Source organism: Christiangramia crocea (assembly GCF_022410465.1).
GTDB classification, from domain to species: Bacteria; Bacteroidota; Bacteroidia; order Flavobacteriales; family Flavobacteriaceae; genus Christiangramia; species Christiangramia crocea.
Map to the genome: position 1 here is coordinate 1 of NZ_JAJSON010000003.1, position 25890 is coordinate 25890.

Annotated in this window: 19 protein-coding genes and 1 pseudogene; 9 read left to right on the forward strand and 11 right to left on the reverse strand. The window is 38.1% G+C overall.

Annotated elements, in window-relative coordinates; translation table 11 throughout:
• Positions 1–239 precede the first annotated feature (239 nt).
• A complete protein-coding gene (locus tag LU635_RS00310) occupies positions 240–1244 on the reverse strand; it encodes a LacI family DNA-binding transcriptional regulator (protein ID WP_240095195.1) in 1005 nt (334 codons plus the stop codon).
• 120 nt (positions 1245–1364) lie between these two features.
• Here LU635_RS00310 and LU635_RS00315 point away from each other — a divergent pair, with 120 nt between their 5' ends.
• From LU635_RS00315 to LU635_RS00330, 4 genes are all read left to right on the forward strand, one after another.
• Positions 1365–1829 (forward strand): thiol-disulfide oxidoreductase DCC family protein, encoded by a 465-nt coding sequence (locus LU635_RS00315; protein WP_240095196.1) that lies wholly within the window; start codon positions 1365–1367, stop codon positions 1827–1829.
• Between the two features lie 246 nt (positions 1830–2075).
• Positions 2076–2402, forward strand: coding sequence for a phosphoribosylpyrophosphate synthetase (locus LU635_RS00320; protein ID WP_240095197.1), 327 nt, complete (start codon positions 2076–2078; stop codon positions 2400–2402).
• A 94-nt stretch (positions 2403–2496) separates the two neighbouring features.
• The gene (locus LU635_RS00325) at positions 2497–2994 is read left to right on the forward strand and encodes a Dps family protein (protein ID WP_240095198.1); all 498 of its coding nucleotides are present in this window, start codon (positions 2497–2499) and stop codon (positions 2992–2994) included.
• A 22-nt stretch (positions 2995–3016) separates the two neighbouring features.
• Positions 3017–3898 carry a mechanosensitive ion channel family protein gene (locus LU635_RS00330; RefSeq protein ID WP_240095199.1) on the forward strand — a complete coding sequence of 294 codons (882 nt, stop codon included), beginning with the start codon at positions 3017–3019 and terminating at the stop codon, positions 3896–3898.
• Positions 3899–3972: 74 nt separating this feature from the next.
• Here the strand turns inward: LU635_RS00330 and LU635_RS00335 are convergent, their stop codons facing one another.
• Positions 3973–7692 (reverse strand): metallophosphoesterase, encoded by a 3720-nt coding sequence (locus LU635_RS00335; protein ID WP_240095200.1) that lies wholly within the window; start codon positions 7690–7692, stop codon positions 3973–3975.
• A 57-nt stretch (positions 7693–7749) separates the two neighbouring features.
• On the opposite strand from LU635_RS00335, the gene LU635_RS00340 reads away from it, so the two are divergent.
• Positions 7750–8934: a Pycsar system effector family protein gene (locus tag LU635_RS00340; RefSeq protein ID WP_240095201.1), complete on the forward strand. Its 1185-nt coding sequence runs from the start codon at positions 7750–7752 to the stop codon at positions 8932–8934.
• On the opposite strand, the gene LU635_RS00345 is transcribed toward LU635_RS00340, so the two are convergent.
• On the reverse strand, positions 8926–11289 hold the full coding sequence (locus LU635_RS00345) for a GAF domain-containing protein (protein WP_240095202.1): 2364 nt from the start codon (positions 11287–11289) through the stop codon (positions 8926–8928). The genes LU635_RS00340 and LU635_RS00345 overlap by 9 nt on opposite strands.
• Positions 11290–11427: 138 nt before the next feature.
• Here LU635_RS00345 and LU635_RS00350 point away from each other — a divergent pair, with 138 nt between their 5' ends.
• Positions 11428–12549, forward strand: coding sequence for a TlpA disulfide reductase family protein (locus LU635_RS00350; protein ID WP_240095203.1), 1122 nt, complete (start codon positions 11428–11430; stop codon positions 12547–12549).
• 139 nt (positions 12550–12688) lie between these two features.
• Here LU635_RS00350 and LU635_RS00355 read toward each other — a convergent pair whose 3' ends face one another.
• Together LU635_RS00355 and LU635_RS00360 are read right to left on the reverse strand one after the other, a co-directional pair.
• Complete coding sequence (locus LU635_RS00355) at positions 12689–13375, reverse strand: SIMPL domain-containing protein (RefSeq protein WP_240095204.1); 687 nt, start codon at positions 13373–13375, stop codon at positions 12689–12691.
• 47 nt (positions 13376–13422) lie between these two features.
• Positions 13423–14070, reverse strand: a complete 648-nt coding sequence (locus LU635_RS00360) for a rhomboid family intramembrane serine protease (RefSeq protein WP_240095205.1) — start codon at positions 14068–14070, stop codon at positions 13423–13425.
• Between the two features lie 52 nt (positions 14071–14122).
• Here LU635_RS00360 and LU635_RS00365 point away from each other — a divergent pair, with 52 nt between their 5' ends.
• Positions 14123–15028, forward strand: a complete 906-nt coding sequence (locus LU635_RS00365; RefSeq protein WP_240095206.1) for a lysophospholipid acyltransferase family protein — start codon at positions 14123–14125, stop codon at positions 15026–15028.
• On the opposite strand, the gene glmM is transcribed toward LU635_RS00365, so the two are convergent.
• Complete coding sequence (gene glmM, locus LU635_RS00370) at positions 15025–16410, reverse strand: phosphoglucosamine mutase (RefSeq protein ID WP_240095207.1); 1386 nt, start codon at positions 16408–16410, stop codon at positions 15025–15027. The genes LU635_RS00365 and glmM overlap by 4 nt on opposite strands.
• Positions 16411–16532: 122 nt before the next feature.
• Between glmM and LU635_RS00375 the strand changes: the two genes are divergently transcribed.
• Positions 16533–17126, forward strand: a complete 594-nt coding sequence (locus tag LU635_RS00375; protein WP_240095208.1) for an acyl carrier protein phosphodiesterase — start codon at positions 16533–16535, stop codon at positions 17124–17126.
• A gap of 56 nt (positions 17127–17182) precedes the next feature.
• Here the strand turns inward: LU635_RS00375 and LU635_RS00380 are convergent, their stop codons facing one another.
• From LU635_RS00380 to LU635_RS00400, 5 genes are all read right to left on the reverse strand, one after another.
• Complete coding sequence (locus tag LU635_RS00380) at positions 17183–18307, reverse strand: M12 family metallopeptidase (RefSeq protein ID WP_240095209.1); 1125 nt, start codon at positions 18305–18307, stop codon at positions 17183–17185.
• A 229-nt stretch (positions 18308–18536) separates the two neighbouring features.
• Positions 18537–19580, reverse strand: coding sequence for a M12 family metallopeptidase (locus tag LU635_RS00385; RefSeq protein ID WP_240095210.1), 1044 nt, complete (start codon positions 19578–19580; stop codon positions 18537–18539).
• Positions 19581–20043: 463 nt separating this feature from the next.
• The gene (locus tag LU635_RS00390) at positions 20044–21645 is read right to left on the reverse strand and encodes a hypothetical protein (protein WP_240095211.1); all 1602 of its coding nucleotides are present in this window, start codon (positions 21643–21645) and stop codon (positions 20044–20046) included.
• A 75-nt stretch (positions 21646–21720) separates the two neighbouring features.
• Positions 21721–23439 carry a hypothetical protein gene (locus LU635_RS00395; protein WP_240095212.1) on the reverse strand — a complete coding sequence of 573 codons (1719 nt, stop codon included), beginning with the start codon at positions 23437–23439 and terminating at the stop codon, positions 21721–21723.
• Between the two features lie 399 nt (positions 23440–23838).
• A complete protein-coding gene (locus LU635_RS00400; protein WP_240095213.1) occupies positions 23839–24846 on the reverse strand; it encodes a helix-turn-helix transcriptional regulator in 1008 nt (335 codons plus the stop codon).
• Between the two features lie 383 nt (positions 24847–25229).
• Between LU635_RS00400 and LU635_RS00405 the strand changes: the two are divergent.
• Positions 25230–25890, forward strand: a pseudogene (locus LU635_RS00405) (excinuclease ABC subunit UvrA); the annotation flags it as partial.

The window sequence follows — 25890 nt, forward strand, 5'->3', positions numbered from 1 at the left end:
ACCATAAAAAATATAACTGACAATAGCGACCAGTAGATTTTGCCATCTCAAATTTTTATTAAATACAAACCAATATAAAAAAAATACTATAGGTAAAAAGATGGCGAAATCAAGAGAGTTAAAAAGCATTAGGTAAGTAAATTTCGGCCTGCAAGATAATTTTTTTTATTATTCCATACATAGAATTAAAATCCAATATTGACCTAAACAAAATTAATTCTACCTTAAAAAGTCTGGATTTAAAACCTCGTAGACTCCAAATGTACCAAACTGGTGGTAATGATCTCCTCTTCAAATTTTCCGGGCGTATAAACTCCCTCGAGGCGGTTATTCAGCAGTTCTACAGCTCTGGACCCAACTTCCTGTGGATGCTGCTCTATGTAACTTAAAGACGGGGTAAGAAATTCTGCTACCTCCTTACCTATATAACCTATTATTTTAAGATCCTGCGGGATATTGACCTTCTCTTCGTAAGCAATCCGTGTAGCCATGATCGTGCTTTCAAAATCGGTACAAAGAAGGGCTTCTACCCTGTCTTCAGTAATCAGGGATTTTATTTTTTTCCTGAGATCTGCCGGTTTTGAACTTTTCGCCAAATAGTGGTGTCTATCTTCCAGCGCTTTTTTATAGCCTTTGATCCTCAGTTGTCCAATCCCCACATGATGAATTGCCGATGCCAATCCGATTTTTGTAAGTCCCCTGGACATAAAATATCTGGCAGCATCAAAAAAACTATTCTCATCATCCACTCCCACCTTATCGGCAGGCAGATCTATGTTTATCCTGTCATAAACCACTACCGGGATATCATAATCTACCAGGGAAAACAAATGGTCATACTCCTGTTTTTTCTGAGTCTCTTCAGAAACGGCAATCAGAACACCATCTACAAAACCTGAGGTGAGCATGTCACAGATCTGTTTTTCCCGTTCCAGGGATTCATTGGAAATATAAGTGATTACCTGCTGATCATGTTTCTGAGCTTCAGCTTCCATCCCTGAAAGTACACGTGCGAAAAAACTATTGGATATATTGGGTATAACTACCCCTATGGTACCTGTTTTGCTTTTCTTAAGGTTAACCGCAACAGGATTTGGTTTGTAGTTATGTAACCGGGCAAGTTCTTTTACTCTTTCAGCGGTCTTCGGACTAATCTCCGGACTATCATTCAGGGCTTTCGAAACCGTGGAAACAGAGACGTTCAGAAGCTTTGATAGTTCTTTTAAAGTTATTTTGGTCTTCATAGGCCCATCACATATTAGCTTATAAAGGTTAAAAAAATACTCAAATACCACAACTAAAAAGCCTAATTTGAATTTAAAGGCCTTTATTTTTAAGTAACTTAAGTAATTAAAGATTTTAGAATGTTCAGAAAAATTGATAAAACATCCAATCCTCCCCAAGTTAATGTCATGGTATGGGACGGAAAATGTGGTTTCTGCAAGTTCTGGAAGACCCGGTGGGAGAGTAAAACCGAAGGTCTTTTAGAATTCAAAACCTACCAGGAATATGCTGAAAACTTCCCCGATATTCCCTTAAAGGAATTCAAGAAAGCAAGCAGACTTATAGAAACCAATGGAAACGTCTATAGTGGACCTGACTCTGCCTATCGCAGTTTATGGCATGCCGGGAATAAAAGATGGCATGAATTATATATCAGATATTCATGGTTCAGGTCTTTAAGTGACCATGCTTATAATCATATCGCCAAGAACCGGCATTTTTACTTTCAGGTGACCAGGCTTTTGTTTGGTAAAGAACCTTTAAGCCTAAAACCTTACTGGCTTTTGTATCTATTCGCCATTATTTTAATTTTGGCAATTCTATGAGAATACCAAAATCATACTGGTTCTATATTATTGCGGCAATCATTACTATCATTGGTATTGTGACTGGATGGTATTTCTTTTTGCTCATTATCTTCCCTCTCAGCATTTTCAGCTCCAATAAAAAAGGGAAATAATCTTCAGTTTGTGTACCGATTAACGGAGTTAAACTTATCCTAAACAGCCCGGAGTATTTGCTAAAATGGGCCTTTCACTGTAATTTAATTTTGAATTTTAATTCAAAATAAAATGAAAGATTACGGTACATTATCTCAAGCTATCAATAAATTAAAACTCGAAGAGGGTTACGAACATGATTTCAATTTACAGGATGAGCAAATTGAGCTCAAATCTAAAAATGAAACCTTCGGAGTGGAAGAATTTGAAGTAGACAAAGTTCTCAGGTTTGAAGGAATGAGTAACCCCGACGATAATGCTATACTTTATGCTATAACGACTACCAATAACAGGAAAGGTGTTTTGGTTGATGCCTACGGAATGTATAGCGGTCAGATCTCTCAAAAAATGCTTGATAAGCTTGATCTTAAAGATCATCGCGACATCGAAGAAAGCTAAGTTAAATTTCTATTAAAGTCCCTGATTAAAATTGGGGAGAATATCAAATCATTGTAATTTAATATCAAATTCAAAAATTCAATAAATAAAAACTATGAACTATTTAGGTTTGGATTCAAATAAAACAAAAAAGACAGTTGAAGAACTGAACGTGCTATTAGCTGATTATCATTTGTATTATCAGAAGCTAAGGAATTTTCACTGGAATATTATTGGAAAGAATTTCTTCGATCTCCATGAAAAATTTGAAGAACTTTACGAAGATGCCAAAGTAAAAGTGGATGAAATCGCGGAAAGGATCCTTACATTAAGGTATCAGCCAACAAGTAATCTCAGTGAGTATTTAAATGATTCCAATTTAAAGGAATCTCCCTCTGATATTTCCGACAGTAAAATGATAGAACTCTTATTAAAAGACCACGGTCTTCTTCTTAAACAAATGAGAAAGATTGTAGAGACTGCAGATGCTGCCGGTGATGAAGGAACTATAGACCTCATTGGAGCCTACATAAGGGAACTTGAGAAAACAAGCTGGATGCTGGATGCCTGGAAAATGAAGACTAACGATCATCACAAGCCGGTGAATAAATAAAAATTTTCACTAACCAACCAGTATGGACGAATTTAATTTTCAGGATTCAATAAAAGGTATTTCAGAAAAATTGGGCGGATGGCTGGATTCTTTAATCCTGAATCTGCCTAATTTTCTTTTGGCTGTTATTGTCTTTATCATTTTTGTGGTCCTTGCCAAATACATAGGCAGGATATTTGAAAGGGTCACCAGAAGACAAATTAAGCAGGATTCCATTAGGATAATGGTCGTAAAGGTCATCAAGGCCGTTGTCATCCTTATAGGGTTTTTTATAGCTCTTGGCCTTCTGAATCTTGATAAGGTCCTTACTTCGGTTCTGGCCGGTGCCGGGGTTGTTGGTTTGGCAATAGGTCTTGCCCTTCAGGGAACATTGAATAACACCTTTTCCGGTCTTATTCTGAGTTTCCTGCCGGAATTACAGATAGGTGACTGGGTAGAGACTAATGGATACGCAGGTACCGTGACCGAAATAAACCTTCGGAATATTGTTATCAAACAATCAGATAACAATTATGTAATAATCCCTAATTCAAAGATCATTGAAGAACCTTTTAAAAACTTTTCAAGAACTCCCCGATCCAGGATATTTGTTAATTGCGGGGTAGGTTATGAATCAGATCTTGAGATGGTAAGGGACCTGACCCTGGAAGTGATCAGGGATCATTTTCCTCAACGTGGTAATGAAGAAATTGAATTTCTTTACCAGGAATTTGGGGACAGCTCCATAAATTATGTGGTAAGATTCTGGGCAGATGTCACCAAGAACAGAGATATTCTGGTTGCTCAAAACAAAGCCATAATCGCCATTAAGAAAGCTTACGATGCCAAGGATGTGAATATCCCTTTCCCAATAAGAACTATAAATTTTAAAAATCAGCTCTCCGTCAATAAAAGTGGAGACTAATTAATAATTTGGATTAGTGAAAAACCCGGCTAATAGCCGGGTTTTATTTTATCTATTAAGTTTTCTTTTCCTAATTAAAACTTTAATGCTATCCCAAACTGAAAGCGGGTTCCTTCACTGCCTGCAAACATACTGAATCTTCCCTGTATAGCTTCTGCACTGTTCACCCAAAAACCACCACCGTAGCTATCATGCCAAATATCACTATTTTCTCCGTCTAACCACACTCTTCCGAGGTCGTAGCCTCCAAAGATTCCAAGCTGAAATGGAAGAAAACTGGTTTTTACAGTATTAAATGAATAACGTAGGTCTGCCCCGGTACCAAATGAGCTTTTCCCCGTGTATCGCTCCAGTCTGTAACCTCTTAACCCACTATCTGCTCCAAGCTGAGCAGCCTGATAGAATTCAAATTCCTGACCGATATTGATGTGGGCTTCTGCACGGGTTTTAAGCACGAGTTTCCTGTTTCGGCTAAGCGCATTATAGAATCCCATATAAGGTTTGAAATATCCATATTGCCTGTCTATATCAGCCGTATTCAGTTTTGCACCCAGGTTAAGTTCGAAAAGCATTCCTCTTGTTGGATTAAGCCGGTCGTCATAACTTTCATATCTGTACATTGCATCAAGACCCGCAAAATACTTTCGGTCAAAGAATTCAGGGTCATTACTCACAAAATCTTCGGTTATAAACCGTCCTTCTGCCTGCTCAACTTCAATTCCTTCAAAACTGGCAGTAAACCCAAAGAAACTACCAAAAGGCGTTTTATTCACAAAGGCCGCTTTTACCCCTATTTCACTTAGGCCTACCCGGTTGTATTCCAGTCCAAGCTCATCATCAAAATTCTCAGTTTCATTTCCGTAGCCGAAAAAGTTTGCAGAGAATTTTGGACTGGAAAAATTTGCTCCTAGCAATAAGTTATAATTACCTACTATACTGGCAAATTCAGCTTCATAATTCAAGGCAAAACCATTGGTTTCTGAATGAAATTCACCAGAAAATGTATGCTGAGAAGTAAACGGATTACGCTTAAACTTATTGATAGATTTCACGAATTTTAATCCAACATTCAGTCCATCATCTGGATTGTAACCTATATCTGGTAGAATAGTTCCGGAAGAAAAGGTCTTCTTGTCCTTATCATAAGTATTTATTTCGTAATTATCGGTAAACCTGAACTTCGCATTTCCGGGCTTCTCTACTGTATTTGGAAGTGACTTATGATCATAGATCTTAATATTCCTGCCATTTTCAACCGTGTAGACATCATTGTCCTGTCCCCCAATGATCCGAACAAAAATATTTTCAGGCCCGCTACCCTTTACAAGAATCTTATCATCGTCATCAAGGCCATAAACCCAGATCTCCTCTGTTTCATCAAATTTATAAATTTTATCACTTAGATTTTCAGCTCTTGCACCATCCTTGTTTCTTGTGACCGTCACCCGGGTATTACCATCCTGCAGTCTTTCAACATCTATAAAATCATCCTTATCGGTTCCTGTAACAATCGCAAGGTTTGCCAGATGATTGTAGTATCTCATCGCGATATCCACAATATTATTCCTGCGTCCTTTTACATTTTCCATCAGCTCATCACTGGCCTCTCCCCTTGTTTCTTTCGGTAAATTGGCAAAAGCCTCTTCTATAACCTCATCAGTAACATTGTTCCTGATAAATTCGGCCTGCTGTTTCCAGGCCTCCTTTCCGGTATTTTGTAAAAGGGATCTGTCCAATCCAAGCGCTGCCATATTGAACCATTCAACATCGTTGATATCATCTCCATACACCGCAAACTGGTTTGCGAAGCCCGTAAGAGCTCTTAAAGTACCAAAAAAGGCACCATCGAAGTTTGAGAATACCTGATCCCGGTCACGGGGAATAGGCTTGAAAATATGATTCCCGTCGCTATCTTCTATTTCGGCCCAGCGCCATTGATTCTGGTGGCGGTCCCAATCTCCTATCAGCATATCAAAGATCCGGGCTCTTACATAGGCTTCTTCATCGAGGATGTATTTTTCATCACGTCGTAACCTTTCTAGCATCCCATCAGTTCCCACAATATCATGATCGGGGCTACCAAAATATTCGTAGCCAAGCCAGATTTCCTCAGGCCGCTCCACTATCATATAGATATCATCACCATGTACCGAGTTATATTTACCCAAAGCTTCCTGCTTTGGCATATAGAATATTTTTGGATTGGTATGATAGACATCAGCCGCCTTACTTAATCTTGGTACTACAAGAAAACCATAAGGGTGAGCCGCCGTATAAAAATCGGTCATAAGGTCCTCGGCAACCGTGTTCTCCAGTTTATTTTCTACAGGTTGATTCTTAAAGGCTACATTCTGAAGGAATCTTAATGCATCCTTTCTTACCCGCCTTATATTATAAACCCTGCCAAGACTATCTTTCACCCTTAAAGAAACTGTTTGATGCCCACCTGCTTCACGCTCTACCTCAAGCCCCCCATATAGAGTATCCAGGTCGGCAACAGGGAGGGTGATTTCTGTACCATACAGTTCACGATAACGCTTTCCCCAGACTGTATTATATACCGGGCTTTTATCAGTGTCTTCTTCTTTATATATAGAAGTTGTCATGGTTTGCGGAAAACTGTCGGGATAATCCTTGAACTCGAATGGTACAGGAGTATCAAAAACCTGTCTTTGATAAAGCAGCTTTGGTTTATTCTCCTGATTCCCATAAAAACTTATCCAGGAAGAACCATCCTTAAAAATATCAAGCACTGCAAAACCCTGTCCGTTATACGCAAAAAGGCCATCATTACTAAGGGTCGCATAAGAAGCTTTTGAACCTGAACCTGAAACTACCTGCCTAACGCTGTCATGCTCTATATACTGTAGAGAATGCTCGTGTCCCGACACAAAAATCATTCTCTCTGAACTTCTGGCTATGGTAGATAACCTGTCGGCTAATGATTTGTAACGGTTATTCTGGGCATCCTGAATTGAAACTCCCCCGGTTGTCCTGATAAGGGTAGCTAATGACCCGAGAATCGGGACAGGGATTTTCTTTTGAGAAGGATAAATATGTCTGTCAAAGCTGTACTGGCCGCCATGAACCCCATTGGTATAAACAGGATGGTGAAGTGCAAGAATTATGGTCTTATTCTGATGATCTTCGATTTCCGATTCCAGTTCCAGGAACATGGCTTCCCGGGTTTTTATCTGGTCGCAGTTATCGTTAATGCGAGGGTTACGGTCCCAGTCTTCCAGGTACCATTGTGAATCGATGACGATCATCTGGATATTCTCGGTAATCTCAATCGATTCTAAACCGCATCCAATCTCAGGACTCCATATAAGTATATCCTCAAATTTTTCTTTCAGATAATTCTTCTGTCTTTCCAGACCATTAAGTTTTTCGTTGTACCAGTCATGGTTTCCGGGAATCACTACTACCCTGCCCTTATAGTTCTCTATCGCATCGAGCTGGGCATCCAGGCGGTATTCCGCTGCTTCACGTTCCGGTGAATCTTCGGGTGGCATCCCATCCGGATAAATATTATCCCCAAGGAAGACCGTGTAGTTCTCAGTCTTATTTACGGAGTCCAGAAAGGTCTTGAAAGCAATGAGCCCCAGGGACGTTCCTCCAGGCGGTGAATAACCACCATCTCCAATTAAATAGAAAGACTTTTCAATTTCCTTATTTTCAGGATAATTGAAATCTGATTTAGGCTCTCCATCTTTATATTTTGGTTCAACCGTGGCACACGCAAAAACAAGGAATAATCCTAGGAAATAGGCTAAAAGTTTAACTTTTCTCATAGAAAATATTGGTCAATTTTTTTTGTAATTTGGTCAATGTATCTAAGAACTTCATGTATGAACAATCTCATTGAGAAAGTCGATAAATTTGTTGAAGAATTATTTAAAGAAAAACTGCCAAACACCTTTATCTATCACAATTACCAGCATACACAGCGTGTGGTTAAAAGTACTAAAGAATTAATCGATAATTCTGAAATTAATGTTAAAGACAAGGAAGCACTAATACTGGCAGCATGGTTGCATGATACCGGTTATATACACACCTATAAGGGACATGAGGAAAAAAGTGCCGAAATTGCCGAATCCTTCTTACGGGAAAATAATGCCACCGACGAACTCATTGAGAAGGTAAAGAAATACATTAAAGCAACTAAATTTTCCAATGTTCCTGAAACATTCTGTGAAAAGATAATAAGGGATGCAGATTCTTCTCATTTTGGAAAGGATTATTTTGAAGAAACCAGTGAATTATTAAGACAGGAACTAGAGCTTCACAATATCAAGAATTTCACGAATGCAGAATGGCTGGAGGAAAATATCCTGGTTTTCACTGAAAAACATCAGTATTATACAGATTATGCCATCAAGGAATGGAAACCCAAAAAAGAAGAGAATCTACTCGAACTTATAGAGAGTAAAAACAAGCAGGAAAAGAAATTAAAAAAGGAAGAGCACAAGGCCCGGATGAAGGCCAGGTATAAAAATGAAAATCCGGAAAGAAGTATACAGACCCTTTACAGGACTACCCTGAGAAACCATATTAAATTAAGCGATATTGCAGATACCAAGGCCAATATTCTACTTTCGGTTAACGCGATTATCATCTCACTTGCTATAGCAGATATGATCCCAAAACTGGAAGCTGCTTCCAATAAGCATTTATTGATCCCCACCCTTATTCTTATTCTGTTTAGCGTTGCTTCCATAATTCTCTCCATAATGTCTACAAGACCCAATGTAACAAGTGGCGAGTTTACCAGAGAGCAGGTAAAGAACAGGGAAGTAAATCTTCTGTTCTTCGGGAATTATCATAAAATGCCTTTTGATCAGTTCAAATGGGCCATGAATGAGCTTATTAAAGACAAGGATTATGTCTACGAAATGCTAACCCTCGATCTTCATTTACTTGGGAAGGTATTACATCGTAAGTATATGTTATTGAGACTTACCTACACGGTATTTATGAGTGGAATAGTTATTTCTGTATTAGCCTATATAATTTCCTTTTATCTAATGTAGTTCTTCCATTAGATCTTCGTAAGTAATGGTTCCCTGGTGATCATTATCGGTGGAATAAAGTATATTCACCCTGATTGCTTTAAGACCTACAACTCCCTGCACATCTTCCAGTTCCAGTATTTCCACTTCTTCCCCAAAATATTCCTTGGCCTGCAGGTATTTTATATACTGAAGATATTCTCTTTCATCCCTGTTCTGGGAGTAAACGATCGTCATTTTTCCTTTTTGCGTAACCCTTTCTTCAGTTCCCTTGACGTATGCTTTATCTATTCTCTTTTTGATCACTTCATACCTTGCATTATAAGTGCCATCCACATCAAATTTTTTCTCATCCATTCTATACCTTATAGACATGGTGCTGTTATAGACCAGAATTAAGGAAGCTGCCTCCAGTTTGATAGGAGTGTTCTCCTGAAGCTGGTAAAAGCGGTTTTCCATTTCGCACATGGTACTTAACTGCCATAATCTCAAATTAAAAAGATATACTTTATTGAATGGTCTTTTATAGGCCATAGAGGCTCCAATATAAATGTTGTGATCCACACCATCGGTTTTATACCTCTCAAAGTAATGAGGATATATTTCCTGGGCCTGCACCTGCTTTTTGTCTATATATCGAGACATGGTTCGGTTTATCTGCTGTACCGTTTCATCATATTTTTTCCTGTGGTTATAGACTATTCCGGTTTCAGGATTTAATTTCTCCTTATACTCCTCTACCAGTTCCTTTATTTCATCGGACTGCTTCTTAAGATGGCTCATAAGAGGATTCACCTCCTTATGCAGCAGATTGAATACCTTTTGTTCACTGCTGGCATTTAATTTATCTTCTATCTCTTTTTTAAAATCTGAAATGCGGTATTTCACCTGATCGTAGATAGGAAGTTCTTCTATCGCATATGCCTTTTTGATAATATCAAGAATAAGGTCCAACTGGTCCAGCAAGTCTTTTTTTATGGCTTCGTTACGGGCTTCAGAAGAGGCTACGATATCAATTTGACCATATAAAGGATAAACATCCTTGAAGGTAATATCTTTAAAGGAAGCCAGGCCATCCTTATCAAGATCTTTAATAAACTGTTTAGCTTCTTTTTCAAACACCCATAAAACACTAGGGTGAATAGAGGTACATTCGCTCTGAATCACCGCTTTTACCCTATTCTCGAATTCATTTTTATTCCGCTCTACAGTATTTACTATATAAGGAAGAATATCATCCAGCTTGAATGCATTAATGCTGTTAAGTTCATTTTTTCTTTCAGAAACCAGTTCCAGTATACCCAGTAATTTTCCATTTTTCGCTATTGGAGCCAGCAAACAGCTTTTTACATTATTTTTCTTGAGGTTTCTGGCAAGCAGGTTATCGTTTTTCTTAATGTACTCATCCACATTGGAAATAACGAAATATTTGTTTTCATCTATAAGTTTCTGAAATCCCTGCTTACAAATTCCCGTATCACAATCGTTGACGAGTTCTTTATCCAGGATGAAACTATTAGCTTTTTCGTTATCCATTCTTTCGAATATCATTTCCTTTTGGTTGAATACCGTAAAGCCAACCCTTAGATCAGATATTTTATAGATAGACCTGAATATTTCTTCAAGTTTCTGTAATTCTTCAGCTTCATTTATTTCTTCAAATAAAAGCGTCGTTTTTAATTCAGAAATCGCTTCATCTATAGTTACATCGGTAAGGTTGGTAATAGTAAAACCTTTAAAAACATAACTTTTAGGCGGTATCTTCTCTTTCCACAACTCCACCTTGTCTACATTCTGAAGCAAAAGGTCCACATCATGCTGAGTTAACTTTGGGGTATCATCCTTGCGAAGGACCTCTACAAAATCAGCATTCATGGCTATCCTGTAATGTTTCTTGATCCCATTTTCGTCGGGGATGTCATAGTAAAGCGGCCTGGATATATCTATTTTATAGTCATAATAATTTTTCAGGATCTGAATACATGCAATAACATAGATTACATCTTCATCCATATTGCGAAGGGAAAGTTCAAAATCGTCTCCAGCGTTTTTCAATATCTGCTTTAAACGACGGGATGAATTAAACAGGATATTATGAAAAGGGACTGAAGCAGCCTTGATCTCATTATTGGTAAGTATGGAAGGGAAAAGATCCTCCAGCAGTACCTTAATAGGCTCCTTGTATTTTTTTAGAAGCTTGGGATCTTCAAAACCTTCTGATAATTGAGGATAGTCAGAAATATAATCCAGCATTTTCTTAATATACCCCTTAGAGATATCGTTCTCTATACTTTCCAGTTGTTCTTCATATTGCTCAATGACCTTATGGAAACTGATCTTAACATCAAGTGGAAAATCCTTTAACTGCTGCCTCATAATTAGGATAATTTAGTGTAAAATTAAATTTTACTGAAGGTCTGCACAGGTAAGCCTGTTTAAATTAACAATATTTTATAAATAATGGATACTAATGCAAAATGAGTTCTTTATTTTTGTGAAAAATCATATAATAAAATGAAAAAAATAACAATTCTGATTACTGCTCTTGTATTAAGCTTAACAGCCTGTCAGGAAGATAAAGGATATTTTCTAACGGGTACTGTGGATGGTGTAGAGGACGGTAAAAAAGTTTATATCTCAGAACTGGACGGGAATAACAGAACCCCGAAGGCCGTGGACACAGCCACCATAACTGATGGCAAATTCGAGCTGAACATGGAAGACCCTGAAACACCAAATCTTAGTTTCCTTAGTGTTGAAGGAGTAAATGGTAATGTTGTCTTTATTTCGGAAAACCAGACACTCCGTTTTGATATAGACACAGATAGTATCAGGAATACCGAAGTTGTTGGCGGAAAGGAAAACAAGGCCCTTTACGAATATTTAGGTCACCTGAAAGAACTGAACAGGAAAATGCAGAAAATGCAGAATGAAATGCGCCAGGCTATGGTAGCAAAGGATACTGCTAAACTAAAAAGCCTTCAGGAAACCCAGGCAGAACTAAGAGATAACGATAAGAATTTCAAACAGGAGCTTTTCCAGAGAAATAAAGATTCATTTCTGGCAGTAATGATCCTTACCGATATGCTTAATATGAAAACTCATTCTTCGGCTGAAGTTAGGGAAATGTATGCTGAAGTTTCTGACCGCATCAAAAAGACAGATCTGGCTAAATCTTTAGAAGAAACTCTGGAGCGTTATAGCGCAACAGAAATTGGAAGCAAGGCACCTTCATTTTCAGGCCCTACGCCGGAAGGTGAGGAATTTAAACTTGAAGACAATCTTGGCAAAGTGACTGTAGTCGACTTTTGGGCGGCATGGTGCAAACCCTGTAGAGTGGAAAATCCAAATCTTGTAAGGACCTATAACAAGTACAAAGACCAGGGATTAAACGTTATTAGTGTATCACTTGACAGACCTGGCCAAAAAGATAAGTGGTTGCAGGCCATTGAAGATGATAATCTGGAACAATGGGACCATGTATCTAATCTTCAGTTCTGGAATGATCCAATTGCTAAAAAATATGGAGTAAGAGCCATTCCGGCTACTTTCATTCTTGATGAGAATGGCGTTATTGTAGCAAAAAACCTTAGGGGTGATGAACTGGCCAATAAGATCGGGGAGTTACTTCAATAAAAGAAGATCTAAGAAAAAATAAAAAGGCCGTCTAAAAAGTCCTGAAACTTGTCATTACGAGAAACGAAGCAATCCATAATTATTTATGATATTACTTTGTTCGTATGACCCTGGAATCAGACTTTTCAGACGGCTTTTTCTATTTAAGCTCAAAGCTTACGTTAACTCTTATCTTGATCTCCATCTCACCAGGAGCAATGGTCTGTTGTCCACCTTTAGCCTGACTCATTTCTACCGCCTCTTCCATCCGGTAAAGGGGTTGCACACTATTATATTCCATTTCGCTGATGGAAACCGCTTTCCCGATCTCCTGGCCCAAAGGAGAGGCTAGCTCTACTGCAGTATTTTTAGCGTCCAGAACTGCTTTTTTCCGTGCTTCCTTTTCATATTTCTCCATTTCGGAAGATTTGAACTGGATTCCATCAATTCTGTTCAGTCCATTTTCAAGAAGACCTTTCATTATTTTTTCGTAATCCTTAATCTCATGCAGGCTAATTGAAATAGCCTGGTTCGCTACATAGCTATAGGTTTTCTCATTGTAGTCGTATCTCTTATTGAGATTCACATAATCGGTTTGAATATCCTTCTCTTCAATATTCTGAGATTTCAGATATTTTATCACCATATCTACAACCTCATCATTTTTTTGCTTTACAGATGCCGCTGAAGGCCCCTCATGTTCAATTCTGGATTTTATAAGAACCTCATCGGGTTCAACCTTAACTATCCCTTCACCGGTAACATTCACTTTAGAACGCTCTGAAATTTGCTGAGCAAAACCGGGGGTTATCGCAAGTATGGTCAATAAGAAAAGTATTTTTTTCATATCAATTGGTTTTTGATTTTAAGGTGCTATCCAAGAAAGATACCAAACTATATATAGCCTGTTCTTTGCAGAAAAAAAAGTATCAGGATGGGGAGGGCAAGTAAGATCACCATCAACAAATGACTTTCGAATACCCAGGGAGCAAAGACCATGGTAAGCAAATATCCGCCGGTAGCACCACCAAAATGGGCATCATGACCAATATTGTCGGTACGACGTTTCATTCCATAAATCGTATAAAGCAAATATCCTATTCCAAAAACATAAGCCGGAATCGGAATTACGAAAAACAGGCCAAGGGTCATATCTGGCTGCAACAGAATGGCGGAATAAAGTATACCCATTACGGCACCACTGGCCCCAACAGCCGTATAATTATAGTCTTCTTTATGAAAAAAATAGGAAACCAGATTTCCCAGTAGCAGGCTTCCAAGATAAATTATCACAAAGGCTACCGAACCTAAAGAATAGATCACAACATTCGCAAAAAAATACAGAGTAAGCATATTAACGAACAGGTGGGCAGTGTCCACATGAAGGAAACCTGAGGAAAAGATCTGATACTTCCTCCCACTTTTGATATCTGCAATGTTGAATTTATATTTATTGAAAAATGACTGATCACTGAAACCCTTAAATGAAATTAAAACATTCACCCCTATGATGATGAGGGTAATCAGACTTAATTCTCCCATATTTGCTTAAGTTTAATTTCAAATATACCATATATTTGCTGAAAGAATTTTTATGCAAGGATTAGTTTTCTGGGCAATCTACCCTATCCTGTGGCTTATTTCCATCCTCCCTTTCCGAATATTTTATATGGTATCTGACCTTATCTTTGTACTGGTCTATCACTTAATAGGATATCGTAGAAAAACGGTTAAGGAAAATCTCCGGCTTGTCTTTCCTAAAATGCCGGAAGCCGAAATTAAACGCATTGAAAAAAAATTCTATCGCCATATGTGCGATATGTTTCTGGAAATGATCAAAAGCATCTCAATTTCAGAAAAAGAGCTGAAAAAACGTTTTGTTTTCACTAACCTGGAATACCTCAGAAAGCTGGAAAACATGAATAAGAGTATCATAGTAATGTGTGGCCACTATGCCAGTTATGAATGGATGAACGCATTACAACTATACAATCTTAAATTCCATGCATTCGGAATATATAAAAGAATAAGAAACAAACATTTTGACCGTCTGGCAAAAAAGATAAGAGGCAGATATAATGGAACGCTTATTAGCACCTATAATGCAACAGAAAAAATTAGATATAATGAAGAGAATGGTATTAAAGGTTATTATGCTATGATAGCCGATCAGTCTCCAAAAATCAATCGTGCCAAACACTGGATACATTTTATGGGAATCCGCGTTCCTGTATTTGAAGGTTCAGACAGGTTAGCAAGGAAACTGGATATGAATGTTGTTTACCTTCAGGTGAAAAAAAAGAATCGTGGTTATTATGAAGCCACTATGGTCCCGGTTACTGAAGATGCCCAGAAAGATCCGGAACATTACATTACAGAAAGTTTCATCAAATTACTGGAAGAACAAATAAGGAAGAAACCAGAATATTATTTATGGACTCATAAACGATGGAAACATCGCAATGAGCCCATTCCTAAAAATGCTGAGATCATAAATTAGGATATAATATCCCTGATCTCTTTTATCATCTTTTGAGCAAGTTCATCAGCTTCCTGTTGTGATTTTGCTTCAGTGTAGATTCGTATTATGGGCTCCGTATTAGATTTTCTCAAATGCACCCAGTTTTCCGGAAAGTCTATTTTTACACCATCTACCGTTGATATTTCCTCAGATGAATGTCTTTTCTCAACAGCTTTTAAAATTCCATCCACATCAAGATCTGGTGTGAGCTCTATTTTATTCTTACTCATAAAATAAGAAGGATATTCAGCTCTTAACTGCGAAACTTTTTTCCCAATTTCAGCTAGGTAAGTTAGGAAGAGCGCTGCGCCAACCAAACTATCTCTTCCATAATGTGCTTTCGGATAGATGATACCCCCATTTCCTTCGCCGCCTATGACCGCATTATTATCCTTCATCAGTTTCACCACATTTACCTCACCTACTGCACTAGCTTCATAGCTTCCTCCGTGTTTTTGGGTAACATCCCGAAGGGCTCTTGAAGATGATAGATTACTTACAGTATTACCTGAGGTTTTAGAGAGCACATAATCTGCACAGGCAACAAGAGTATATTCTTCGCCAAACATCTCTCCATTCTCATCAATAAAAGCAAGCCTGTCAACATCAGGATCTACAACGATTCCAAAATCAGCTTTTTCTTTTTTTACCAGTTCGCAGATATCTGCAAGATGTTCCTTAAGCGGCTCAGGATTATGTGGGAAATGTCCGTTTGGTTCACAGTATAGTTCAATTACTTCCACCCCCATTTTTTTTAGAAGTGCAGGAATAGCGATTCCCCCTGAAGAGTTTACTGCATCCACAATAACTTTAAGATTAGCTTGCTCTACCTTTTCCGGATCTACCAGTTTTAACTTTAATACCTCTTCAATATGCCTGTCAATATAATCCTCGATGACAGATATTTCACCCAGATCATCCACCTGAGAAAACTCGAAATCTTCAGTTTCGGCAATTTGAAGGATTTTCGCTCCTGCTTCTCCATCAAGAAACTCACCTTTATTATTTAATAACTTGAGGGCATTCCACTGTTTTGGGTTATGACTCGCTGTTAAAATTATACCTCCATCAGCTTTTTCCAAAGGAACGGCAACTTCTACCGTTGGTGTGGTAGATAGACCGATATCAATAACATCTATTCCCAGCCCTATTAAAGTATTCATGGTTAGTTCCTGGATCATTTTACCAGAAATCCGGGCATCACGGCCTACCACTACTTTATTTTTTTCTTTTTTACTTTCTTTTTTTAACCAGGACCCGTAAGCAGCTGCAAATTTTACAGTATCTACCGGAGTTAGGTTTTCCCCTGTATTTCCGCCAATTGTTCCTCTAATTCCGGAAATGGATTTTATTAACGTCATTTAATTTGTCTTAATTGAAAATGAAATAGTTTTTGATTAAGCAAATATACATGGGTGCTATACTACTAGCCAAAACTTAACAAAAATTAACCCTCCTCTGCTTTAATTTGTATCTTCCCATTATGAACTTTCTTGCGCATATCTATTTATCGGGAGATAATGAGCAGCTTATGGTTGGTAATTTTATGGCTGATGCGGTCAAAGGAAAAAAATACCTTAAATATCCTGTTCAGATAAAGAATGGGATTATTCTCCATCGAGCCATAGATTATTATACAGACACGCATGAGATCTTCAAAAAAAGTACCCAAAGACTATTTCCTGTTTACGGACATTATAGCGGAATTATCGTAGATATATTCTATGATCATTTCCTGGCCGCCAACTGGGATGAATATTCCAGTATTCCCCTGGAAACATTCACCCATAGATTTTACAGGATCCTGGAAGAACATTATGAGATCCTCCCATTCAGAGTAAAGAGTTTTTTACCTTATATGGTGAAGGATAACTGGCTACTAAGCTATGCGAAAATTGAAGGAATAGAAAAGGTTTTGAAAGGAATGAATAACCGTACTGGAAGAAAATCTGGGATGCATAATGCCACCACTGAGTTAAAAGAATACTATTCCGAATTTGAAAGTGAGTTTAAGGCCTTTTTTAAGGAATTGAGGGAATTTAGCCGGCTAAAATTAACCGAGCTTGAGAATGAATAAAAAAAGACCCCCGCACTTTGCGAGGGTCTTTTATCTAATTCAAATAAGGGATAAGATTATTTAACAAATCTCCATCTTCCATCAATCAATTCAACTTCCTTCCAGTTTTTACCTTTCTGTACCCACCATGTATCATCCTTTCTAAGAACGGTTACACCCTCAATAGTATAATATTCACCATTGATATATTCTGGTTCTGGCTCTGGCTCCGTGGTACCTCCGGTACCGGTAGTGGTCTCCCCTGTACTGGTTGTTTCCTCCGTAGTAGTGGTCGTTTCTTCAGTTGTTGTGGTAGGCCCGGGATACATTACTCCAATTCCTTCAACATCACCTGCAGAAAGTGTTGAACGCTGTACTCCGTATGTTGAACCATCTTTTTTAGTAATGGTTGGCTGACCGGTTGCTGAAAAAGAATAGGAGCTATACATCATTATAGATCCAAGGTCCAATCCTTCAGAATAATCTGCACCATCCCAACCAGCTTCTTCATAAGTATAGAAATTATGCTCTCTTCCGGAAAGGATATTTTCAAAATGCACTGTGATTGTAAGATCACGGTCCGCACGACTCTGCTCGTGCCATAAACCTACGGCATGACCAATTTCATGAATTGTGTTTCCTGTAGAACATGCATCTGCTAATGTAATAGGCTGTCTTCCTCCTACCATACCAACATATGAAGAGCAACCCCCACCAGGAGTAAAGTAAACGTAATTAGCTTCGGAAGTACGCTTTACAAATTTCACTGCAGTATTTGCTTCCCAGTGATTAATTGCATCTGTCACCCTGCTCTGATTAGGAAGTGAAGGGTCTATGTCATAATAAACGGTATTATCAGGCCAAAGGAATTCAGTTCGCCCGGTACTTTTATTGGTTGAAGAAGGTTCTTCTCCCGCTTCAAGAATTAAATTTACTGGTGATTTGGAAACATTTTGTTCCGGAAGAAAAATATCCCCCTGATAAACATATTTACCATTCAGTTGTTCAACTGGAAGTTTTCTTCCTGCGAAGTAAACATCTGCCACCCTTCCAAATTCATTGGGAAAGGCTACTTCGGTAAAATCATCCACAAAAGCTGTTTCACTGCCACTTTCTTCTATTAAGGTTTCAGAAACAGGCTCATCACTACAGGCAAAAATGGCAAGTAGCGGTAATGCTAAAATAAATTTTAGGTTTTTCATAAGTAGGTATTTTAGTTTTACATGGCAGATCTCAATAGGATTGGGTTCTATATCAACCTGCAGAATTTTTATTGTTTTTTATCGATTATTTTTACATTTTATCTATTCAGCATCTTTTCGGAATAATACTGAGTTAAAATTTTAACTGTGCAAATTATCCACATAACTGTGATTGTTAACGTTTTATTTACACAACTAATTTAATTAGACGGCTATAACTAAGAATTGATTACTTACTAAAAACATATCGCCATCTACCATCAATCAATTCTACTTGTCTCCATTTTCTACCATTATAATAATACCATCTATCCCAAGACCTTAAAACGGTTAGGCCTTCAATAGTATAGTACTCTCCATTAATATAAGAGGTCGATGTGGTTTCACCTCCAGATGGATACATAGAATTAGCTCCTTTGATATCACCACTGGATAAAGCCGACCTCTGAACACTATAAGTGGAGCCATCCTTTTTTGTAATAGTCGGTTGTCCATTACTTGAAAAAGCATAAGGACTATACATCATTATAGATCCAAAATCAAGATTAGTGGTAAATTCCTTTCCTTCATAACCTGATTCTTCATAGGTTCGGAAATTATATTCCCTTCCGCTTTGTATATTATCAAAATGAATGGTTATGTGGTTATCCCTATCTGCACGACTCTGTTCATGCCACAGACCAACAGCGTGCCCGATCTCATGAATGGTGTTACCTGTAGAGCAGGCATCAGCAAGGGTGATATTCTGCTTTCCACCTACCATTCCCACATAGGAAGAACATCCGGATCCCGGAGTGAAATAAATATAATTTGACTGACCTGATCGTTTAACGAATTCAAGATTAGTATTCGCTTCCCAGTGGCTTATCGCGTCGTAAACACGATCTTTATTGGACAAGCTTCCGTCTATCTCGTAATAAACAATATTATCAGTCCAGTAATGAGAGGTACGTCCAACACTTTTTTCCTGTGGGGTTTCACCTTTTTCATATACCAGTTTAACTGGGCTTTTCGAGGCTTTATCCATAGGAATAATTATATCTCCCTGGTAAACGAATTTTCCGTTCACGTTTTCAACGGGCAGTTTCATTCCTGTATAATAAACATCTGATACCTTTCCATAATCTTCAGGGAAAGCAACTTCGGTAATCTCGTCTTTAAAGCCAGCAGTTTGGGGCTGCATTTCGGTTTCGGTCTGCTCTGTAATGGGGTCTTCGCTACATGCCATAAATGCCAAAACCGGCAACAAGAAGATCAACTTCGTTTTTCTCATAAGTAGGTCTTTTAATTTTTTGTTTTTAAAAATTTTTAAAATTCTGTTTGTTTTCCGCCAGTGATTTACAAAGTCCGTTCCAAAACTTTTAACTTAAAATTGAGTTAATTTTTTAACAATCAAATTCTTACAAAGAATCCGATTTGGAGTTAGAAATTTAGATTTGGGATCCTCACTCAATTTTTACATTACATTTTCAGAACATCTTGGAGCCCTTGTTTCATAGTGCTTTTCAATACTTCTGTAAGAGCTTCCGTACATGCATATTACTGATTAACAGTAACTAACATATGAATATTTTTATTTAAAAAACAAGTATTTGAATTTTAACATAAAAAAAAGCTGTCCGGAAAAGCTTCCAGACAGCCTTACCACACTCTCCTAAGAGAATGAGTAAATTAACCCGCAAATTAGTCACCCCCCGGTCAAATAATTCACTCGGGTTAATATTTTACAAATCATATTATTCACAGATATTAGCTCTTACTCTTATATAAATAGGATAGCTATAGCTTCCTGTGAACGTATATTCATCATTAGAATCTAAACCTGAATTGGTACATTCAACATCTCCTCCTTCAGAATCTGAAATCTCAATTAAGAAATCTTCTATAATTCCTCCAGTATCAAATCCAAAAGTCACATCTCCATTTGATAGCGTTATACTTAGATCTGCAGCATCAGGTCCGTATGCTACACCGGTATCTTCAATTAAAGGTACTGGTCCATCCATATTTATTATAAGGAATTCCCCATTATTAGCATAATCTTCGGTTTGATCACCTGGTGAAACAGCTCTAACGCAATTCTCAGTTGGTTCGCCAATAGAAAGTTCACATGCCACTGGCTGCGTAGCTTCGCCACAATTAGGATCAGGATCCTCAACACAACCTTCATTTTCCTGGCCGTTTTGAATTCCATCACTATCACAGTCAAAGCTGGCCCAGTTTACGTTACTGGTATCACATTCATTTAAGATACCATCATTATCACAGTCAGCCTCAGGATCAGAAGGGTTACATTCAGAACCTCCGTTTCCTCCTCCGTCACCACTGCCTATAGCGCCTTCACATTCTCCGATCCAAACATGATGATACTCGTTTGTAGTTCCGTCATCATTCAGATAACCGCTAACCATTTCCCAGGTTATTGAAATACCTTCAGTTGGAGTATTATCTATATCTCCGGTGCCATCCCAGTCTTCAGGATAGATTACAAGATATAAGTAAGGCTCATTATCCGGAAGGTTTGCTGGAGGACCAGGAACTACCAGACATAAAGGATCGGCATAAAATGCTCCATTTCCATAATCTCCGGTCATGGCCATCGCACTTTCTTCTGTATGATCGTATAACTGAATTCCCGTATCGTCTGTACCAAAATAAAGATCAACGCTATAATCAGCTACATAATGTCTTCCATTTTCATCACAATAGTTTACGAATAAACAGAAGGGGTAAATCACATCAGGAAGTATATCAAAAAATACATATCCATATTCATTTACCATACGTCTGTCAAAACATAGAACTTCTACATCTATATACGGTTTGGTACCGTCTTCAACATCAAAGCTAAATGGAAGTGCAGTATCAACATATCCATCAAATTGCCCTTCTTCAGACTCTATAGGAGCAATCCAGATTAATGTTCCATCCCCATCGGGATCCCCATCATAGACCATGAAACTGTCTAAAGTAACTTCTACCGATCCATTATTGGGAACGGGAATTTTAAGATCTTCTGAGTAATCGGTAAAATATCCAGATTCATCAGAGAGTATGGCTACATCTGTTTCATAGCTATTACCGCCATAACTGAATCCGATTCTTGCGATCGCGGGTTCTGCATCAGAACAATCCGGAACCTGGTCAAAATGGCTCTTATTCTGACTCTGTACCATTGCCCTGTTCGAAAGATCATTCAACATAGCTCCGAAAGTGAGATCTACAGACTGAACTGACGGATCATCTACAGGAGAAGTAGTTGCTTCCTCTTTACTACAGGAAGTGAATAACATTGCCAGAACTGCGACAAATGCTATATATCTATTTATAATTTTCATAATTTCTATTTTCGTTTTATTAGAATGGTTAATAAAAGCCGACCGGCTTTAAACCGGGTCGGCTTTATTTATGATCTAATCATCATCTTCTACTCCACAGGTTACTGTGTGAACTATGATCCAGAAATCATCACCAACATCTTCAAATTCATACTCTAAAGTTCCGGCATCTACATGATCATTCATATTATACTGGCCTGGAGATTTAGCTTCACTGCCCGGTTTTTCATCTGAAATATTAACATGGAGTTCATCCAGGCTGTAACCGGCATCCATGGAGATCATCAGGTGAGCATCTCCCTCTTCATCTACCGATATTGTAACGGTTCCTACGGCCTCCCCTTTGCTTGTCTGGTTCTGTCCAGCTCCGGCCCAGATAGTAAATTCAGTTTGATCCTGACCATCTTCAAAATATTCAACCCAGCCCCAGCGGTTAACTCCATCTATGGTGTTAATAGCTGTATCTCCCCACATAAATGCGGTTTCACAGGTCTCTTCTTCCTCTGGACAACCATCATTCTCTGCTGGTCCCTGGGTGTCTGGACAATCGTCATCACAATCTACTACTCCGTCTCCATCGGTGTCTTCCACACAATCATCTAATGGACATCCAAAATTGTCCCAGGTTCCTGGTTCATTTGGACAATCATCACAGTCTCCGAACAGTCCATCGCCGTCTGGATCGTCTCCAGGACATTCATCATCAGGACATCCAAAGTTATCAATGGTTCCAGGTTCATCTGGACACTGGTCATCTGGTACACAATCTCCATCTGGATCTGAAGGAGTTGGAACTCCTGGGCAATCGCCAAACGGAGGTTCACAACCTATAAATATGTGGATATATTCAGCTGTTTCACCATCCTCATTCAACAATCCTTCAACATCATTCCAGCTAAGTCCTACCTCTACCAATGGAGTATTGTCAATATCTCCATAGTTTCCAGGCCAGTCTAGCGGAGTTATCACGTAGAATAGATAGTCTTGGGCCGGATCTTCAAATGGTGATTCCGGAACCACTAAACATAGAGGATCTGCTGAGTTATTAGTATCGTCAGTATCTGGTATTTCACCATCATAGAGTACATATTCATTCTCTCCGTCTCTATAAACAAGATCCACACTATAATTACCTACATAGTGGCGTCCATCCGGACTAGGACAGAAGTTTGCGAAGAAACATAGTGGATATATCTGTCCTGGAATTAAATCAAAGAAAGGATATCCATATTCATTCACCATACGGCGATCGAAACAAAGTACCTCTACATCTATATATGGCTTGGTGCCATCCTCAACCTCAAAACTGAATGGCAGTGCAGTATCAACATATCCATCAAACTGGCCTTCTTCAGATTCTATCGGTGCTATCCAGATAAGATTTCCTCCACCATCCGGATCACCGTCATACACCATAAAACTATCCAGGGTAACTTCAACAGATCCGTTATTCGGAACAGGAATCTTTAGATCTTCGGTATAAGCAGTAAAGTATCCATCTTCATCCGATAAAATTTCCACATCGGTTTCATAGGAATTTCCTCCATAACTAAATCCAATCCGTGCGACTGCAGGCTCGGCATCTGAACAGGTTGGAACCTGGTCAAAATGTGACGCCTTATTAGTTGTCAACATCGCGCGATTGGAAAGATCATTAAGCAACGCTCCAAAAGTTAGATCTACTGATTGAACATTTGAATCATCTGCGGGAGAGACAGTCTCCTCCTTACTACATGAGGTTAAAAGCAATGCAAATATTGCAAGAACGCTCATGCTAATTTTAAGTTTTTTCATAATTGAAAATTTTATATTTAGAATGGTTAATAATTATCTACAGTCCTCTCTTCCATCATCATAAAGAGGATTTGTTATAGATCAATAAATATTTGGGTTTGAGCCTAAGCAGGCGGGAGTGACTTTTATGTTTTCATAGATTACTAAGTATTGGTTAATAATATTTCGAATGGTTAATAATATTTCGAATGGTTAATAAATTATATACAGATCTCCCTTAGGGAAATTATTTAATCGTTCGTAAAAAATTGTGATTTGGGGGGTTCCTGGGGGCAAGTTCACTAAGAAGAAAGGGGGATTTTCTTTTCCAAATTTCAATGTAAATGTAAGAAACTACTGGGGCGGGAAGCATGGGGGAAAACCCGTGGTTTTATATTTAATAACCTGTTTAACAATAATTTATGACACAGGAGGATCTACCAGATTATGATTAATAGCATAAATGATGCTCTCAAGAATGGTTTCAGAATTAGTTCTTTTAATAATATTGGATCGATGCTTTTCAATTGTCTTGGGGGAGATAAACAGGGCATCTGAAATTTCTTTGGTCTTATAACCTTTGCAAAGCAATGAAATGATTTCTTTTTCCCGTTTAGTGAAACTGAATTCTGCCATCTCACTATTCTCTTTGAAACATTTTTCAACCTGATCGGCATGGCTCCCAATATTCTCATCCATGGAATATTCCTCACCAGAAAAATCTATTATCATGATAAACTGATCACTGATATTCCGGCTTAACTTGGAAAAACTGATTTTGGCATTTCGCAGTTTATTCTCATGCACCAGAAGGGAAGTAGAGGTCACGGCCTTCATATGCTTTCCCCTGGCAAAGTTTCTTAAACTGGTTTTGACCTTGGCCTTGTTTTCAACGTTTACCAGATCTGTAAGCCGAAGCCCGTTGGTGTTTTCAATTCTAAAGGTCTTCTTGAAAGCATCATTCATCGCAATGATGTTATTTTGCTGAAGAAGTACTATGGGTTTCACCATAAGGTTGAACAGCCCCATAAAACACTCATGCCAGTAATTTACCTTTCTGGGATAATTACTTTTCAGAATCCTGTCGGCAACCAGTTCAAAACTTATTTTATCAGAAAGGAATTCATCCATGATGGTTTTATACCTCTTATTAAGTGCTTTAGCATCATCCTGTCTTCCATATACTATAAGATAACTTCGGGTGAGAAAATGGGTAGATTTAAAGCTTTTAAGATTTTTAAAATCGGAAGTCCTCTCAAACGAGGTTTTATCAAAAAGAATAACATCGGGAAGTAAAGTAAGAGCGATATTATAAGCGACATGAATAGATTTCTCTGTACTTATCTCATAATTCACGCTTATACGCTCTGCGATTTTATCTATAAATTCCTGATTCTTGCTTACAATTAAGAGTTGTCTTTTTTCCATGTTCACTCAGCATTTACTTAATCAATAAATTCTTTTAAAAAAGGGGCAAGTACTAAAGCATCTCTGGATGCTTGCAAAATCATTAAAAAAAGAGATTTGGGAGGAAGTGTATTGGATAATCAAATATAGGTGATTTCACCTAGTTTATGTAAAAATACAGGTAATATTATACTGACTTCCAGATGCTTAAACAGATGACCAAAGTTCAATTTTAAGACCTGAAATGTAATCCTTTAACTTAACTTTTATAAAGCAGCCTGTTATTTTCATAAAATGAAGATTGAAAAAATCCCTAAAAATTACATCTATCTTAACATCAGTAGATTGACATAAGCTTTCTAAATAATAATCCAATACGTACCTTTGCGCACTTGAAAAAATCTATGGTAAAATCTGAAGACAGAATAGAAGTATTAGGAGCCCGAGTCCATAACCTAAAAAATATTGATGTTAATATTCCCCGGGAGAAACTGGTAGTGATCACCGGACTTTCCGGTTCAGGTAAATCTTCTCTGGCTTTTGATACTATTTATGCGGAAGGCCAGCGCCGTTATATAGAGACGTTTTCAGCTTATGCAAGGCAGTTCCTTGGAAGTCTGGAAAGGCCTGATGTAGATAAAATTGAAGGCCTCTCCCCTGTTATTGCCATTGAACAGAAGACCACCAGCAAAAATCCAAGGAGTACCGTAGGTACCATAACCGAAATTTATGATTTTCTCCGGCTGCTTTATGCCAGGGCTGCAGATGCATACAGCTATAATACCGGGGAAAAAATGGTGAGTTATACCGACTCCCAGATAAAAGAACTCATTCTGGAAAGCTTTAAAGGAAAAAAGGTAAATATTCTGGCCCCTGTAGTAAGAAGTAGAAAAGGGCACTACCGGGAATTATTTGAGCAGATCGCGAAACAGGGTTTTATAAAGGTAAGAGCTGATGGTCAGGTGGTGGATATCGAAAAGGGAATGAAGCTGGACAGATATAAGACCCACGATATAGAAATTGTAGTGGACCGGCTGAAAATCGAAGATAAACCGGATTCAGACA

Bases quoted from the DNA above. Each gene is read 5' to 3' on its own strand.
- LU635_RS00360 (WP_240095205.1), bottom strand. From the start codon at position 14,070: ATGGGAGAATTAAGTCTGATTACCCTCATCATCATAGGGGTGAATGTT.
- LU635_RS00385 (WP_240095210.1), bottom strand. From the start codon at position 19,580: ATGAGAAAAACGAAGTTGATCTTCTTGTTGCCGGTTTTGGCATTTATG.
- LU635_RS00320 (WP_240095197.1), top strand. From the start codon at position 2,076: ATGAAAGATTACGGTACATTATCTCAAGCTATCAATAAATTAAAACTC.
- LU635_RS00350 (WP_240095203.1), top strand. From the start codon at position 11,428: ATGAAAAAAATAACAATTCTGATTACTGCTCTTGTATTAAGCTTAACA.
- LU635_RS00380 (WP_240095209.1), bottom strand. From the start codon at position 18,307: ATGAAAAACCTAAAATTTATTTTAGCATTACCGCTACTTGCCATTTTT.
- LU635_RS00355 (WP_240095204.1), bottom strand. From the start codon at position 13,375: ATGAAAAAAATACTTTTCTTATTGACCATACTTGCGATAACCCCCGGT.
- LU635_RS00390 (WP_240095211.1), bottom strand. From the start codon at position 21,645: ATGAAAATTATAAATAGATATATAGCATTTGTCGCAGTTCTGGCAATG.
- LU635_RS00325 (WP_240095198.1), top strand. From the start codon at position 2,497: ATGAACTATTTAGGTTTGGATTCAAATAAAACAAAAAAGACAGTTGAA.
- LU635_RS00315 (WP_240095196.1), top strand. From the start codon at position 1,365: ATGTTCAGAAAAATTGATAAAACATCCAATCCTCCCCAAGTTAATGTC.
- glmM (WP_240095207.1), bottom strand. From the start codon at position 16,410: ATGACGTTAATAAAATCCATTTCCGGAATTAGAGGAACAATTGGCGGA.
- LU635_RS00345 (WP_240095202.1), bottom strand. From the start codon at position 11,289: ATGAGGCAGCAGTTAAAGGATTTTCCACTTGATGTTAAGATCAGTTTC.
- LU635_RS00335 (WP_240095200.1), bottom strand. From the start codon at position 7,692: ATGAGAAAAGTTAAACTTTTAGCCTATTTCCTAGGATTATTCCTTGTT.
- LU635_RS00310 (WP_240095195.1), bottom strand. From the start codon at position 1,244: ATGAAGACCAAAATAACTTTAAAAGAACTATCAAAGCTTCTGAACGTC.
- LU635_RS00395 (WP_240095212.1), bottom strand. From the start codon at position 23,439: ATGAAAAAACTTAAAATTAGCATGAGCGTTCTTGCAATATTTGCATTG.
- LU635_RS00400 (WP_240095213.1), bottom strand. From the start codon at position 24,846: ATGGAAAAAAGACAACTCTTAATTGTAAGCAAGAATCAGGAATTTATA.
- LU635_RS00340 (WP_240095201.1), top strand. From the start codon at position 7,750: ATGAACAATCTCATTGAGAAAGTCGATAAATTTGTTGAAGAATTATTT.
- LU635_RS00330 (WP_240095199.1), top strand. From the start codon at position 3,017: ATGGACGAATTTAATTTTCAGGATTCAATAAAAGGTATTTCAGAAAAA.
- LU635_RS00365 (WP_240095206.1), top strand. From the start codon at position 14,123: ATGCAAGGATTAGTTTTCTGGGCAATCTACCCTATCCTGTGGCTTATT.
- LU635_RS00375 (WP_240095208.1), top strand. From the start codon at position 16,533: ATGAACTTTCTTGCGCATATCTATTTATCGGGAGATAATGAGCAGCTT.